General features: G+C 42.7%; 16 protein-coding genes. 5 read left to right on the top strand and 11 right to left on the bottom strand.

Features of this window, described 5'->3' with window-relative positions:
- Positions 1-172: 172 nt before the first annotated feature.
- The 6 genes from IEW67_RS06900 to IEW67_RS06925 form a co-directional block, all read right to left on the bottom strand.
- Positions 173-682, bottom strand: coding sequence for a thioredoxin family protein (locus tag IEW67_RS06900; RefSeq protein WP_188632329.1), 510 nt, complete (start codon positions 680-682; stop codon positions 173-175).
- Positions 683-1,111, bottom strand: a complete 429-nt coding sequence (locus IEW67_RS06905) for a disulfide oxidoreductase (protein WP_188632330.1) — start codon at positions 1,109-1,111, stop codon at positions 683-685.
- Between the two features lie 80 nt (positions 1,112-1,191).
- Positions 1,192-1,830: a response regulator gene (locus tag IEW67_RS06910; protein ID WP_188632357.1), complete on the bottom strand. Its 639-nt coding sequence runs from the start codon at positions 1,828-1,830 to the stop codon at positions 1,192-1,194.
- Positions 1,830-2,882: a sensor histidine kinase gene (locus IEW67_RS06915; protein ID WP_308430718.1), complete on the bottom strand. Its 1,053-nt coding sequence runs from the start codon at positions 2,880-2,882 to the stop codon at positions 1,830-1,832. The genes IEW67_RS06910 and IEW67_RS06915 overlap by 1 nt, the downstream gene beginning before the upstream one ends.
- A gap of 15 nt (positions 2,883-2,897) precedes the next feature.
- Positions 2,898-3,641 (bottom strand): cell wall-active antibiotics response protein LiaF, encoded by a 744-nt coding sequence (liaF, locus tag IEW67_RS06920; protein WP_188632331.1) that lies wholly within the window; start codon positions 3,639-3,641, stop codon positions 2,898-2,900.
- A gap of 95 nt (positions 3,642-3,736) precedes the next feature.
- The gene (locus IEW67_RS06925) at positions 3,737-4,384 is read right to left on the bottom strand and encodes a phosphatase PAP2 family protein (protein WP_188632332.1); all 648 of its coding nucleotides are present in this window, start codon (positions 4,382-4,384) and stop codon (positions 3,737-3,739) included.
- Positions 4,385-4,628: 244 nt separating this feature from the next.
- On the opposite strand from IEW67_RS06925, the gene IEW67_RS06930 reads away from it, so the two are divergent.
- Positions 4,629-5,063: a ferritin-like domain-containing protein gene (locus IEW67_RS06930; RefSeq protein WP_188632333.1), complete on the top strand. Its 435-nt coding sequence runs from the start codon at positions 4,629-4,631 to the stop codon at positions 5,061-5,063.
- A gap of 198 nt (positions 5,064-5,261) precedes the next feature.
- Entirely contained in the window at positions 5,262-6,431 is a 1,170-nt protein-coding gene (locus IEW67_RS06935; RefSeq protein ID WP_308430719.1) for an amidohydrolase, read from the top strand.
- 39 nt (positions 6,432-6,470) lie between these two features.
- On the opposite strand, the gene IEW67_RS06940 is transcribed toward IEW67_RS06935, so the two are convergent.
- Positions 6,471-7,685, bottom strand: a complete 1,215-nt coding sequence (locus tag IEW67_RS06940; RefSeq protein ID WP_188632334.1) for an ABC transporter permease — start codon at positions 7,683-7,685, stop codon at positions 6,471-6,473.
- The gene (locus IEW67_RS06945; protein ID WP_188632335.1) at positions 7,678-8,421 is read right to left on the bottom strand and encodes an ABC transporter ATP-binding protein; all 744 of its coding nucleotides are present in this window, start codon (positions 8,419-8,421) and stop codon (positions 7,678-7,680) included. Before IEW67_RS06945 ends, IEW67_RS06940 begins: the two co-directional genes overlap by 8 nt.
- Before the next feature lie 626 nt (positions 8,422-9,047).
- Between IEW67_RS06945 and IEW67_RS06950 the strand changes: the two genes are divergently transcribed.
- The 3 genes from IEW67_RS06950 (at position 9,048) to IEW67_RS06960 (ending at position 10,633) form a co-directional block, all read left to right on the top strand.
- The gene (locus tag IEW67_RS06950) at positions 9,048-9,473 is read left to right on the top strand and encodes an HIT family protein (RefSeq protein WP_188632336.1); all 426 of its coding nucleotides are present in this window, start codon (positions 9,048-9,050) and stop codon (positions 9,471-9,473) included.
- Between the two features lie 141 nt (positions 9,474-9,614).
- Positions 9,615-10,136: a tryptophan transporter gene (locus IEW67_RS06955; RefSeq protein WP_188632337.1), complete on the top strand. Its 522-nt coding sequence runs from the start codon at positions 9,615-9,617 to the stop codon at positions 10,134-10,136.
- A gap of 140 nt (positions 10,137-10,276) precedes the next feature.
- Entirely contained in the window at positions 10,277-10,633 is a 357-nt protein-coding gene (locus tag IEW67_RS06960; RefSeq protein ID WP_188632338.1) for a YtxH domain-containing protein, read from the top strand.
- Between the two features lie 69 nt (positions 10,634-10,702).
- On the opposite strand, the gene IEW67_RS06965 is transcribed toward IEW67_RS06960, so the two are convergent.
- The 3 genes from IEW67_RS06965 to IEW67_RS06975 all read right to left on the bottom strand — a co-directional run bounded on the left by IEW67_RS06965 (position 10,703) and on the right by IEW67_RS06975 (position 13,811).
- A complete protein-coding gene (locus IEW67_RS06965) occupies positions 10,703-11,662 on the bottom strand; it encodes a glycine betaine ABC transporter substrate-binding protein (protein WP_188632339.1) in 960 nt (319 codons plus the stop codon).
- Positions 11,663-11,746: 84 nt separating this feature from the next.
- Positions 11,747-12,586 (bottom strand): ABC transporter permease, encoded by an 840-nt coding sequence (locus tag IEW67_RS06970; RefSeq protein WP_188632340.1) that lies wholly within the window; start codon positions 12,584-12,586, stop codon positions 11,747-11,749.
- Positions 12,579-13,811 carry a quaternary amine ABC transporter ATP-binding protein gene (locus tag IEW67_RS06975; RefSeq protein ID WP_188632360.1) on the bottom strand — a complete coding sequence of 411 codons (1,233 nt, stop codon included), beginning with the start codon at positions 13,809-13,811 and terminating at the stop codon, positions 12,579-12,581. The genes IEW67_RS06970 and IEW67_RS06975 overlap by 8 nt, the downstream gene beginning before the upstream one ends.
- Between the last annotated feature and the right edge of the window lie 219 nt (positions 13,812-14,030).

Genomic DNA, 14,030 nt, shown 5'->3' on the forward strand with positions numbered 1-14,030 from the left:
TTAAGTGCTCAACACGCATGGTAGGTGAAAGCATGCCTGTTAATGCGTATATGGCGTTTAGAAAAACTCGGCATTCGCCTCGTCTTATAGTGAATGCCGAAGCTTTTTTATAAGGTCATCCATCATTTATACTTTCTGACGTTATTAATAAAACGACTTTCGTCCAAGGCACCTAGTTTGCTTGTTCATCGCTGCTTCCTGAGTCGTCAGTGGCATACTCATTGAAAAACGCCCGGAATATGTCATCTGACTGTGCCCCGTTCACACGGTCAACTTCTTCACCATTTTCAAAGTATACGAGTGTTGGTGTACTCTCAATTCCATATGTTCTCCAGGCAGATTCAAATTCCAGCAGATTCAATTTTTTCATATCGACTCCCATGTCTTCCACAATCGGTATAAGCCGCGGGGTTAGCTCCTGACAGTGCGGACATGTCGGATCATAGTAATAAACCATCATATCTTCACCGTTGTCCAGTTTTGTTTGCAATTCATCCGGCAAAATCTGATTCTGGTAGTTGGGATTATCCAGCTGATCGATCGTAGCCTGGTGCAGGTCATCTGTACCGTACGGGTTATCACCATCACCGGTTGCCTGTTGATTTTTATAATCAATTACAAAATAAAGCGCGGCAAATAATACAACAATCGAACCTACAATAATCAGCATTTTTTTCTTCATTCATTCATTCCTCCCGCGATTTTTAAACAGCATGATATGCATTACAAAGATAATGATAAAAGCGATACCCGCTAAAAATGGTATCGTGACAAAACCAAGGTAATTCACATATTCTGTATTACAGGGAACAGCTCCACATGAACCCCCGGCTTCCTGCAGAGCCGGCAATTTTTGCACCAAATAATGATATAGCGAGACAAACATGCCGATACCACTATGAATTATGCCCGGCAGCGCAATGGATGAATCCTTTTTAAAAAGAGCCGCTCCATAGATAACAACGAGCGGATACATAAAAATCCGTTGTATCCAGCACAGTTCACACGGGACATAGCCCAAAATTTCTGAGAAAAACAGACTGCCCAATGTGGCAATAAGTGACTGAACCCATATTATCATAAGCAATGTCTCATTTTTTGTGTTCTCCATATGGACGTCCTCTCATATCATGTTCTTCCGTATTATACAGGTAATCCAAACGAATAATCAAAAAGGAAGTCTCTCATGTGCTAACTATTGCCTTTTAATAAGGCATTTTTGTGAACATATACAGCAGCCTGTGTCCTGTCGTGGACCTCCAGTTTGGACAAAGCATTGCTTACATGTGTTTTGACGGTTTTTATTCCGATATACAATTTATCACTTATTTCCTGGTTTGTCAGCCCATCACCGATACATAGAAGTACTTCAAGTTCGCGCTGGGTTAATTCTTCATGCGGCTTCTTTTCTTCGCTGCGAAAACGAGACATCATTTTCCCGGCAACCTTTGGCTCAATCACGTTTTCGCCTTTGACAGCTTTTTTGATGGCATCGGTGATTTCAGAAGCGGAGGCTGTTTTCAGGAGATAACTGAACGCACCACTTTCCAATGCGGGAAATACCTGGTCATCATCATAGAAACTTGTCAAAATAATAATTTTACATGCGGGAAGCTGCTTCATAACCTTTTCTGTCGCATCAATTCCACTGCCATTTTCCATCATTAAATCCATCAGAACCACATCAGGCCTGGTACTTAAAATAACTTCGGTTCCCTCGTGTCCTCCCGAAGCCTCACCAACAACATCTATTTCGCCCTCAGTCTGCAAATAAGCCACAATTCCTTTTCGTACAACTTCATGATCATCAACAACGACAACCCGGATCATCATACTTCCCCCTTTATATAACTCGGAATGTGTATATCTATGTATGTTCCTTCCCCTCTGATAGACCTTACTTTGAATACCCCTCCCAGTTCTTCCGTTCGTTCCGTCATTGTTTTAAGACCATACGAAGTCTTACGTTTTTTGTCCTCTTCCGCATCAAACCCTTGCCCGTCATCACGAATGTGCAAAAAGAGCCCATTTGATCGGGTAAAAAGTTCAACTTTCACTGAGTTTGCACCGGCATGACGTAATATATTTGATAGCGCTTCCTGAACAATCCGAAACAAGTGCTCCTCTACCGCTTCAGAGAGTTCCAGGTCACTTTCAATTTGAACGGTAAAATCGAGTTGTGTTTTTTGTTTCAGCTCCCCAACCAGCCGCTTGATACCATCGGCCAGTCCATCACCCGATAAATGGACAGGACGCAAATGAAGAAGCAGCGCCCGCATCTCACTTTGCGCCTTTAATGCTGTTTCAGCCACTTCCCTGATTTGTGCTCCGGCGGCTTTCGGTTGTTTGTCCACCTGCCTGACAGCAGCTTCCGACATCATGGTGAGCGCAAATAGTTGCTGGCTCACAGCATCATGCAATTCACGGGCAAGACGCTGCCGTTCTTCGATGACGGCCGCTTTATGAGCTGAATTAGCATAATCAGCTTTCGCATCAGCCATTCGTTTGAGGGACCTCACCTGATTTTGAAGCTTTTCGCCAAGTTCATTCATTTCACTGCTGACCCTGGCAATCTCATCGCGTTCATTAAAGTAAGCCCGGTAATCATAATGGCCATTCGCAAACTGTGTAATCATAACAGATAAGTTATCAAGTCGGTCTTTTATTTTACCGCCCGATTTAAACCCGGCATAAAAGGATATGGCAATCCCAAACAGGATATAAAACAGCATAAATACAACCAAGCTTCCTCCTGTCAGCCAATCAGGTGACACTATGACATAAATACTTAACAGAAAGGTCAATAACATAATAGTCGTTAGAAGAACCGCATACAAATGGGAGCGAATGAACAAATACCGAATGCTGCTCAGTTTTTTCACAATCCGTTCGCCTCCTTAAACCTCGACTACTTTGATTGAGCCGGCCTTCAATTTAATAAATAGATCCAACTTTTGCACGGACGTATCATAATCCGCTGTTTTATACGTCATTGCCCGGTTAATACCATCTTTTTTCTGTCCGGCAACATCAATATCTCCAGCCTTAACCAAGGCTTCGATTTGATACGCAACATTTCCTGGCATGATGATATGAACATCAGCTGCCAAAGAATTGATCATAATCGGAATTTTCTCTTCCGGAATAAACGCTTTTGAAAAGTCCAGGTAAAAATCCCCCGCCATATTCCTTAAATTCATCGGCTCAACCTTCCAATTGGGCTGACTGTATTCATATTCGCCTACTGAAAAAAATCCAAGATCGCCTTCTTTTTTTCCCCTGTAATGTTTAAACGTCCGTTTATACCCCTTCGTTCTGCCAATGAATGAAAACCCGACATAAATGATCAATAGCGGCCATAATTTAAAAATATCGTCAAAGTGAAAGCTGATGATACCAAAACGATTAGCCATTAACAATGAACCAAAAATGAAGAAAAACGAACCAAATACCCAACTTCCGCCCCGGTGCCTGATACGATCCGTCATCCACTTGAGGCCAATTATAATGAAGAGCATCGGATAGATGTACAACCAGGCATTTTCAATATTAAAATCAATAATCCCAACGTTTCCAAGCACCATTGCAGCACCAATTGATATAAGAATTATTGCCAGCACATACTGTATAATTCGGCCCATGTCATTTACCTCCCATTCAGGTTTTATCTGTTATATTTATTATACAAGAAACTGATAAAAGAGATAATCATCCTCAGCATGTTTTTATCTCAGCCTTAAGACGGAGCTTTCCACTTTGAAGACTTCAGCCATTCATAGATATAAATCAATCCCATCAGATAGATAAAACCCAAAATAAAGCCGGCAAGGACATCGGTTAAATAATGAACGTTAATGACATAACGGCTGATACCAATTAACAAAATCAGGAGCGCCGGACTGATTTGCGCAATTAAAACAAGCCGGGACGACGACAGTTTTTTGACAAGAAAGTAAGCGAACAGCCCGTAGCAAACCATTGAAATCATCGCGTGCCCGGATGGAAAGCTAAAACCTTCAGCATCAGCTGCAGCCAAAATAGCAGGACGTTCGCGCTCTACAAGGTGTTTGATAAGTATGTTAACACCGTAACTGCTTAACGTACCCAGGGCAAACACAAGTGCTTGCAGACGTTCCCTGAACAAGAACCAAAAGATGAGCCCCATCAAAATAGTAAATGGCGTTAAGAAAGTACCCGATCCTAACTCAGTAACCCACCGAAAAAATGCGAACACAACGGTGTTATCCAATTTCTCAACAAGATCACGGGTCAGCCGATCTACATAAAGGACTTTTCCGCTGATTATACGAAACACCCAAATGCCGGTCATTACTAATAAAGCTATTACTAAAAATAAAATGACATCACTCCGTTTATACCACACGCTCCGAACCTCCTGGCTTCATCTTACCTTACTTTTCTTTATCATAACAGCTAACTCAGATTAGAAAAACTCGGCATTCGCCTCGTCTTATAACGGATGCCGAAGCTTTTCTTAAGGTCACCCATAACTTATACTTTCTGACGTTATAAAAAATTAGAAAACACACCCCGTTTGTATGTTTCAAAAAAATAATGAAGGGAATAGTAACTGTGTGCTCATCATATACGAAAGGTTGGGATATATTATGGATCAAAATCTACAAAATTTAATCGATGGACTGAATGAAGATTTATCTCACGAGTATGCAGCAGCCATCCAATACACGTATAGCGCATCAGTCGTCTCCGGACTATACCGCTCTGCATTGAAGCCTTTTTTCGAGGACGAAATTAATGACGAAATGGGCCATGCACTGTACTTGTCCGAAAAGATTAAATCACTGGGTGGTATACCTACGACGGAATCTGCTGAAGTTCCACAGCCGACCGAAGTGAGAGATTTGTTGGAGGCCTCATTGGAAGCTGAAAAAGCAACCATTGGCCGCTATGAACAGCGCAAAAACCAAGCTGAGGAGCTGGGCTTTACTGAACTCGTTGTTAAAATCGAAGACATGATTGCAGATGAAACGGGTCATAAAGAAGAAATTCAACGTCTGTTGACAGACCCAAGAGTTAATTAATGATAAAAGGCTGCTCCGGGAAGAGACTTTCCGGAGCATTTTTTTGTAACGTCAGAAAGTATAAAATATGGATGACCTTATAAGAAAAGCTTCAGCATTCGCTATAAGACGAGGCGAATGCCGAGTTTTCCTAATTCCCCTGCGCTCGCTCATGTTTAATGTTATAATAGTCGAAAAGCAAATAAAGGAGGCCTTGCTTTGTTACAGGAGATACATAAAAAATTGGATGAACTATACCCTGAAATGGTCAACATTCGGCGTCATCTGCATCAATATCCGGAAGTATCGTTTCAGGAAACCGGAACAGCCCGGTATATCGCTGATTTTTACGAAGAACTGGGGATTCCCTACCAGGCAAATGTTGGCGGTAATGGCGTGATAGCCACCTTAAAAGGGGGAAAGCCGGGTAAAAAAATTGCTTTAAGAGCTGACTTTGATGCGCTGCCGATTCAGGATGAAAAAGATGTTCCTTATAAATCAAAAATCGACGGTGTGATGCATGCGTGCGGTCATGACGGGCACACAGCACAATTGCTGATACTAGCTCAAGCACTAGCAATGTTTCAGGAAAATATCCCTGGAACAATCGTATTTCTGCACCAACATGCTGAGGAATATGCACCGGGAGGAGCCAAGCCGATTATTGAGTCCGGCGTGCTCGATGACGTCGATGCTGTTTTCGGAACCCATCTTTGGGCAACTACCCCGTTTCGTGTACTGCAGACATCAAAAGATGTCTTTATGGCAGGACCTGACCGTTTTGAGATCATCGTGCAAGGTCAAGGTGGTCATGGCGGCTATCCGCATCAGACCAAAGACGCCATTACCATCGGGGCGCAACTCGTTTCCCAGCTCCAGCATATTGTTTCAAGACGTTTGGACCCGCTTGAGACCGCTGTTATCACCATCGGACAATTTGAAGCCGGTAACGCATTCAACATCATCGCTGACCAAGCTAGACTCGTCGGTACAGTCCGGTACTTAAAGAAAGATATCCAGGAACAAGTCATCAATGAGATGGAAAAAGCTATAGAAGGCATTTGCGCTGCCAATGCCGTCACCTATTCATTCAATTATGAAAAAGGTTATCCACCGCTCGTTAACAATGCGGAAGAAGCCGAGCTGATACTAGAGGCGGCCCAAGAGGTGGACGATATTGAAACGGCTGAAGAAGTCAAACCGGTCATGGCCGGCGAGGATTTTGCTTATTACACGATGGAGAAACCAGGCGCCTATTTTTTCACAGGCGCACAAAAAGAAGGCCACAGCTATCCGCACCATCACCCGAAATTTGATATCGAGGAGCAGGCAATGCCTATCGCAGCTAAAACCCTGATTACGGCCTATTTTAAATATCAAGGAAAATAAATACTGACAGGCTGACCCTGCATGGATCAGCCTTCTTATTCACCCCATTAACTTTTTCCTGGCATATCCTTGTATGAACAAGTAGTTAAAGACTGTTCCGCCAATAAGGACAGCCAGCATCCCCATCCATTGCTGCATCATCAAAAACAATACGGCAAATATAATGGTCTGCATACATGTCAGCTGAAACAGAAGTTTAAGCAGCGACTGCCGGCGCACTCCTGCAGCAACCGGGTAAAGATCAAGCCACATAACGGTCCTATGGTGATGATACAATGTCATCATCTGAAACACGCTCATGTATAAAAACAACAGTGCAAATAACAACTTCATCCAAACGTTCGGAATAAAATATATGAACAATCCGCCAATCACAATCAACCTGAGATACATACCCAAATAATCTCCACTACGGACAAACGAAATCCGGTATAAATAATCAAAAGTATACCGGTTGGCAAACGGTACTCTGCTCACAAGCGCCACAATCCAGTGTCGGCCTTTAACACGATTTTTTAAATGCGGAACATCTGTAAACATATTCGCAAACCGATAAAACGTCTGCATCCGGCTCTGATCTTTATCCACCAGCAAGTCCCACAGAATACCAGGTTGTTTTCGTGAAACATTTAAATCATAAAGGAACACAATCGCAAACAAAACCGTTGTAGCACTTGCCCAAACCATTTCACCTTCCATGATAAAATAAAAAACAGCCACATTCAGCAGCACTCTTACTGCTTGGTCTATTTGACGTGTTCCCGGCTCCCTGATTTTCAGCATCCACCAGTTAGCAAGCAAATTTCCGCATTTAAATATCAGAACGGCAAGCAGTGTCAATAAATAAGCGTTGCCTGCCCGGTCCGGGTACGAATTAAAATATAATGGACCGAATGCCGCTGCGGCAAGCAAAATGATATAAAGCTGGGTAACAAAACTGTAGATAATGGCATCACGGAAATAACGCCCCATTTTATTCTCTGCAGCAATCAGAAAAACCAAATCCGGTTCTTTTAATAATGTGCGGACAGGGCTGTAACTGACCAGCAGCCCAAATGTTATCCCTATGATCCAAGCAGTTGGAAAATTCTCAGGCAGGTCCATCATCCACTGCTGATAATAATAGGCAGTCGCCGAAACGAAAAAGAACATCGCAAAAGCAATATGCTCGTTAAAAATGTAACGTAGATAGCGGCTCATTTCTTTCAGATGACCTGAAAAACGCTGTTTAAAAAACGCATGTGAATCAAACATGATGATCTTCCTTCGTGAGTTCCACATATAAATCATCAAGCGCTGCCTCAGGCATATCGAAGTCCCTGCGCAATTCTCCCAATGTGCCCATTGCCCGGATTTCCCCTTCATGCAGGATGATGAACCGGTCACAGTTCCGCTCAGCTGTTGCCAGAATATGAGTTGACATGAGCACGCCCGATCCGTTCGCCTTCATACCATCCATTAACTGCAAATATGATTTGATGCCAAGCGGATCAAGACCGACGAACGGCTCATCCACAATATACAACGGCGGCTCAATCAAAAACGCGCACATGATCATCACCTTTTGCCGCATACCTTTTGAGAAATGAGTCGGGAACCATTTCAGACGTTTTTCCATACGAAATTCTTTCAGCAATGGTGGCAATCTTTTTTCAAAATCATCTTCGGATATATTGTAGGCCATTGCTGTTAATTTCAAATGCTCATATAATGTCAATTCATCATATAAGATGGGCATTTCCGGTATGTATGCCATCTGGTTCCGGTAAGTCTCTGGATTTTCCCGGAATGTCCTTCCATTCACCGCAACCTTCCCATTTTTAGCATGCATCAGCCCAATGATATGTTTGATCGTCGTACTTTTACCGGCACCATTCAGACCAATCAATCCGACAATCTCGCCGGGAAAAACATCAAATGATATGCCGTGCAGCACGTTTTTATGTGTATAGCCGCCATGTAAATCAGCAATATGTAATAATGGTTCCACAAAGTCTGCCTCCCAATTGTCACTTAGTTAAAATTTTACCATGTTTCATGTGATGTGCCAAAGCAAATTCCTCGACAAAAAGTATGTATAAAAAGACATAAACGGTCAACACTAACAAATGAAGTTAAGTGGATAGGCAAAATCATATAATTTCGCGCTGAACACAAATGAGGTGTCTGTGATCGGTAATTAAATGATTGACCAATGTAGGGTTGGATGCTTCGTATTTTCGGATACAAATGCAAAGCCTTACCGCACCATCTAATGCTTTTAACCTTTTTGCCGGATTTCCACAATACATTGGGATCTGACAAATCGGTTTTTGTAACGTTAAAAGCAATATGCGATTGACGGTTAACAAGTCCCCAAAAGGTTAGATGATTTGCCATCCACTTGCTTCTTTAAAACAGGCAGGCCCACCTAAAAAATGGACCTTGCCTGTTTATTTTTATTATGTCAGAAAATATGAATGAAGGATGACCTTGCAAGAAAAGCTTTGACACTCGTTATAAGACAGGACAAATGCCGGGTTTTTTCTAATTTCCGAACAGTTTTCTCCCCTCCCGCTTTACTTTTTCCCCATTTTCTTTTTACAATGAATCAAAAGATGTATAGGAGTGGTTGGCATGGCTCATGAAGATTGCATTTTTTGCAAGATTATCGATGGTGAAATCCCATCCGCGAAAGTTTATGAGGATGATGCGGTTTATGCGTTCCTTGACATCAGTCAGGTAACGAAAGGACACACATTAGTGATTCCAAAAACCCATACAAAAAATATTTATGAAACATCGCCGGAGATCGCAAGCGAATTATTCGAACGAATTCCTAAAATCGCTAATGCCATTAAGAAAGCCTATAGGCCGATTGGAATGAACTTGCTGAACAATAATGAAAAGCCCGCAGATCAGTCAGTCTTTCACCTACATATTCACCTTCTGCCACGTTACGGCAAAGATGACGGCTTCTCGCTCAACTGGCAAGTACATGAAGATGATTATTCTCAGGAAGACCTGCAACATATTGCCCATGAAATCAATGAAGGCATTTAAGGGTTCCCCATAATAATTAGAAAATTAATACTGTTTATTTGTAACTATTTCTGTTATAATGATGTTACGCTTTCGCAGGCGGCCATGAGGGGCACGTCTGGAAAACACAAAATAGTTTAGCTGAGAAGAGGAGAGGTAAAAATGAATACACGAGTTTTGGTATTTATGTCACTGTTATTGGGGATTGGTGCTGTTTTACATTTTATTATCCCGCCATTTATTTACGGAATGAAGCCAGACATGCTGCTTTCTATGATGTTTTTAGGCATTATGCTGTTTCCGAAAGCAAAATATGTTTTGATATTATCAGTGGCAGCAGGCATTATGTCTGCATTGACGACACAGACACCGGGTGGCCAAATTGCCAACATGATCGACAAACCGATTACAGGGATATTGTTTTTCGGATTGTTATTACTGGTTAAAAATCGTATAAACAATAAAATAAATATCCCGGTGTTAACAGCTGTCGGAACCATGATCAGCGGAGCGATATTTATAACCGTGGCACTCTTTATTATCGGGCTCATGGAAGGAGCTTTTCCTATACTGTTTGGAACGATTGTGCTGCCTGCAGCCGCGTTGAATACGGCATTTATGATTATTGTCTATCCAATCGTCCAGAACATATTTAAACAGATACAGCCCCTTAGCACTGCCTGATCAAATAATGATTGGTATATCAATCCTCTGGCACACTTAGACTGTCAGGGGTTTTTTAAACGACTGAACGTATGACGTTTTTTCACATCCGAAAACGGCAAAAGAATGATATCGAGTCTTTGAAAGGAGCGTTCACCATTATGGGCAAGGGAAAATCATTACTCCTGGGAATTATGCTGGGGGGTGCGGTCAGTGCTGCTGCAACATTGCTAAGCACACCTGAATCCGGTCAAGATTTGCGGAGTCGTGCCAGAGAACAAAGCATCGAATGGAAAGAACTGTTTGAAAAACTGAAAAATGACAGCCTCAAACTAAAAGAGCAGCTCACTGAAACTTCCAAGGAAGGGGCAGTCCTTGTCAGGGAACTGACCCAGGAAATGAAAAGCTCTGTAGAAGATTGGAAAAAAACCGTAGAACCCCACCAAGAAAGTATTCAGCAATACTTGGAGGAAATAGAATCAAGTTTGAAAGATTTGGAAGATAAAGTAAATAATTAATCATTTTAGACATTAATAAAGCTGCCTCAACATATGAGGCAGCTTTATTTTTAAATAGATGGCTGGTGCTTATTCACCAATGCCTTTTGTCCACTTTTTAAGAAGGTCAGGATTATCTTCAAGGAACTTGCTTGCTGCATCAGCCGGTTCTGCACCACCATTGATTGCTACAAGCAATTTGTTCTCCATTTCCGTATCGTAATCTTCTGTAATACGCTTTACTACTTCATATGCTGCAGGAGAGTCTTCCTGGAAGCTTGTATGAGCAATCGCTTCGATACGGTCACCTTCCCCGCCGTATACTTCTTTAGGGTCTTCAAGCATCTTCAAATCCATCTCTGCGAACATCCAATGCGGTTTCCAGCCTGGAATAATAATTGGTTCTTTGTTATCAATTTTCTTCTGCAACTGGGAAAGCATGGCACCCTCAGAGCTTGATGACAATTCCCAATTGTCCAGACCGTATTCTTTAAGTGCTGTTTGTGTATTCTGCATGACGCCTGCACCGGGGTCAATACCGGTAATGGTCCAGTCCACTGCTTCACCCAATTCCTTATTGCCTTTCAAATCTTCAATGGAGCTAACATCCATATAGGATGGAACTGTCATGGCAAGTGGCGCTTTGTCAACAAATGCACCAATAGCTTCCACATCATCCTGGTATTTGTCCCAATATGATTGGTGTGTCGCCGGGAGCCATGAAGCGGTCATAAATGATGCGTCATCATTGGCAACACTTGTCCACATGGCGCCTGCGTCAACCTGTTTTGTTTCCACAGTGTATCCCACTTCTTCAAGAGCTTGCTTAACCAGTGGTGTACGGGCCATAGCGCCTGCCCACGCAACATACGGAACAGTCAGTTCACTTTCACCAAGTTCAACACCGCTACTGCTGTCACCACCGTCACTGCTTCCACTGTCCCCTGAGTCACTGTCGCTTCCTTCTTCACTGCCTCCGCCGCATGCTGCCAGTGCAATGACCAGCATAAGTGCTGCAGCCAAGCCTAAAAACTTAAATTTCTTAAACATAAGAAATTGACCCTCCTTGAAATAATATTTTTATATGTCTCGGGTATCCACATCATCACTGATGCAGACAACCCGTCCACATGCTTAATCTTTACTCGCCCCTTGTGTAATGCGGTCAAGCAGCATCGCAAGTATTACAAGGGACAAACCACCTTCAAATCCCGGACCGATCGCAACTTGTGTAACAGCTCTGTATACAACTGTACCAAGTCCCGGCGCCCCAACCATTGAGGCAATTACAACCATCGATAATGAAAGCATAATGGTCTGGTTAATACCAGCCATTATGTTTGTCATGGCCAGGGGTATTTGTACCTTTGACAGCCTTTGACCTGTCGATGAACCAAATGCATTGGATGCCTCAATCAATTCCTCGTCTACTTGACGAATACCAAGGTTTGTCAGCCTGACGGTCGGCGGCATCGAGAAGATGATGGTTGCTACGACACCCGGCACCATACCCAAGCTGAAAAAGACAACGGCCGGAATTAAATAAACAAAGGCCGGCATCGTCTGCATGAAATCAAGAACAGGCGTTACAATCGATTGCACAGAATCCTTCTGTGACATCCATATGCCAATAGGTATACCGATAATCATCGAAATGATAACCGAGACCACAACCAATGATACGGTATCCAGAAGCTCCGGCCAATAACCGAGGTTGTTAATCAGTCCAAGGCCGATAAGCGCAAATAAGCTTAGCTTCCAATTCACAACCCACCACGCTAAAAGTGCCACTAAAACAATTAATAACAGCGGCGGTACAAATTCCAATAGTACTACAAAATTCTCAGTAATAAATGCGATAACTGACGAGATAGTATCAAAAACGACCGAAAAAGAATCCGTCAGGAAATCAACAAACGATTCCACCCATTGTGCTAAAGGAAGTTTGGGGAAGAGTGTTCCTGCATTATCCATCTGTTACGTCACCCCCATTTCCGTTCATTACTTCATCATTGCCGGCAAGAGCCCCGATAATGGCTCCTCTGACAACAATACCAACCAATTTGCCCGAATCATCAACAACAGATAACGGTGCCTTGTCATCAGACATTGGTTCGAATAAATCTGACAGCAGCGTGTCCGGTTGAACAGTTGGAATGTCAGATGTTAGCACGTCATCCAACCCTTTTCCATCTTTTGCGGCTGCTGCGGCTTGGTCTGCCGTTACGTAGCCGAGCAGTTTCTGTTTTTTGTCAACAACATACACGGTCGAAACCCCGTCATTTTTCATTAACTTAAGAGCAACTTTAGGGCCCCGGTCAATTGTAACTGTTTCAGCACGTTTCATGACATGACCGGCTGTCAGTACGTTTGCCAGATTAACGTCTTCAACAAAACGCTCAACATAGTCATTGGCAGGATCCATTAAAATTTCTTCAGCGGTGCCAACCTGGACGATGCTTCCATCTTTCATCAGGGCAATTCTGTCACCGATTCTTAACGCCTCATCCAAATCATGTGTAATAAAGACGATGGTTTTGTGTACTCGTTGCTGCAAGTCCATTAACTCATCCTGCATATCTTTTCGAATCAATGGATCCAATGCACTGAATGCCTCGTCCATCAGAAGAATCTCCGGATCATTGGCAAGTGCCCGCGCCAGACCAACACGCTGCTGCATGCCGCCGGAAAGCTCATTCGGACGCTTTTCCAAATAACCGCCAAGACCAACTAATTCCAGAGCTTCGCGTGCTTTCTTTTCCCGTTCATCTTTGTCAATACCTTGAACCTCCAGACCATACTCTGCATTTTTCTGGATTGACTTATGCGGAAGCAACGCAAAGTTCTGAAAAACCATGCTCATCTTTTTTCTGCGGATATTCCGAAGCTGTTCTTTATTCATGTCTGTTATGTTATCATCATCAAGCTGAACAGTACCTGATGTTGGTTCAATTAATCGATTGAGCATCCGAACCAGCGTGGATTTACCACTTCCGGAGAGACCCATGATCACAAAGACTTCACCATCTTCTACTTCAAACGAAGCCTGATTCACACCGACTGTCATCCCGGTCAATTCCAGTATCTCATCTTTTGATTTATTTTCTTCAAGGTATTTGACAGCTTGTTTTGGGCGCCTGCCGAAAATCTTTGTTAATCGGTCTACCTTGATTTTACTCATTTTCTCACCTCGCTTAATTCTAAAATTAAGGATTCCCTGTAAATTTGTCTGCATGATTTGATTGTTACATCCGAATTTTCTATAAGCATTTTTACTATAAAACTTTGACAGGAAGCCCATGATCTGCGGGCTGTCCGCCTGAGTTTGCTTTTCCCCCTTTTTCTATGAATCTTGAATAACAAGGATTAAAGTCCTGCAACTTTTTCACCAGGTTAAAATCATAAACCAGCAATCGAC

The sequence above is a fragment of the Lentibacillus kapialis genome (assembly GCF_014646635.1).
Taxonomy (GTDB): Bacteria; Bacillota; Bacilli; order Bacillales; family Amphibacillaceae; genus Lentibacillus; species Lentibacillus kapialis.

Bases quoted from the DNA above. Each gene is read 5' to 3' on its own strand.
- IEW67_RS06940 (WP_188632334.1), bottom strand. From the start codon at position 7,685: ATGTTTGATTCACATGCGTTTTTTAAACAGCGTTTTTCAGGTCATCTG.
- IEW67_RS06910 (WP_188632357.1), bottom strand. From the start codon at position 1,830: ATGATCCGGGTTGTCGTTGTTGATGATCATGAAGTTGTACGAAAAGGA.
- IEW67_RS06950 (WP_188632336.1), top strand. From the start codon at position 9,048: ATGGCTCATGAAGATTGCATTTTTTGCAAGATTATCGATGGTGAAATC.
- IEW67_RS06955 (WP_188632337.1), top strand. From the start codon at position 9,615: ATGAATACACGAGTTTTGGTATTTATGTCACTGTTATTGGGGATTGGT.
- IEW67_RS06970 (WP_188632340.1), bottom strand. From the start codon at position 12,586: ATGGATAATGCAGGAACACTCTTCCCCAAACTTCCTTTAGCACAATGG.
- IEW67_RS06930 (WP_188632333.1), top strand. From the start codon at position 4,629: ATGGATCAAAATCTACAAAATTTAATCGATGGACTGAATGAAGATTTA.
- IEW67_RS06905 (WP_188632330.1), bottom strand. From the start codon at position 1,111: ATGGAGAACACAAAAAATGAGACATTGCTTATGATAATATGGGTTCAG.
- liaF (WP_188632331.1), bottom strand. From the start codon at position 3,641: ATGGGCCGAATTATACAGTATGTGCTGGCAATAATTCTTATATCAATT.
- IEW67_RS06900 (WP_188632329.1), bottom strand. From the start codon at position 682: ATGAAGAAAAAAATGCTGATTATTGTAGGTTCGATTGTTGTATTATTT.
- IEW67_RS06960 (WP_188632338.1), top strand. From the start codon at position 10,277: ATGGGCAAGGGAAAATCATTACTCCTGGGAATTATGCTGGGGGGTGCG.
- IEW67_RS06965 (WP_188632339.1), bottom strand. From the start codon at position 11,662: ATGTTTAAGAAATTTAAGTTTTTAGGCTTGGCTGCAGCACTTATGCTG.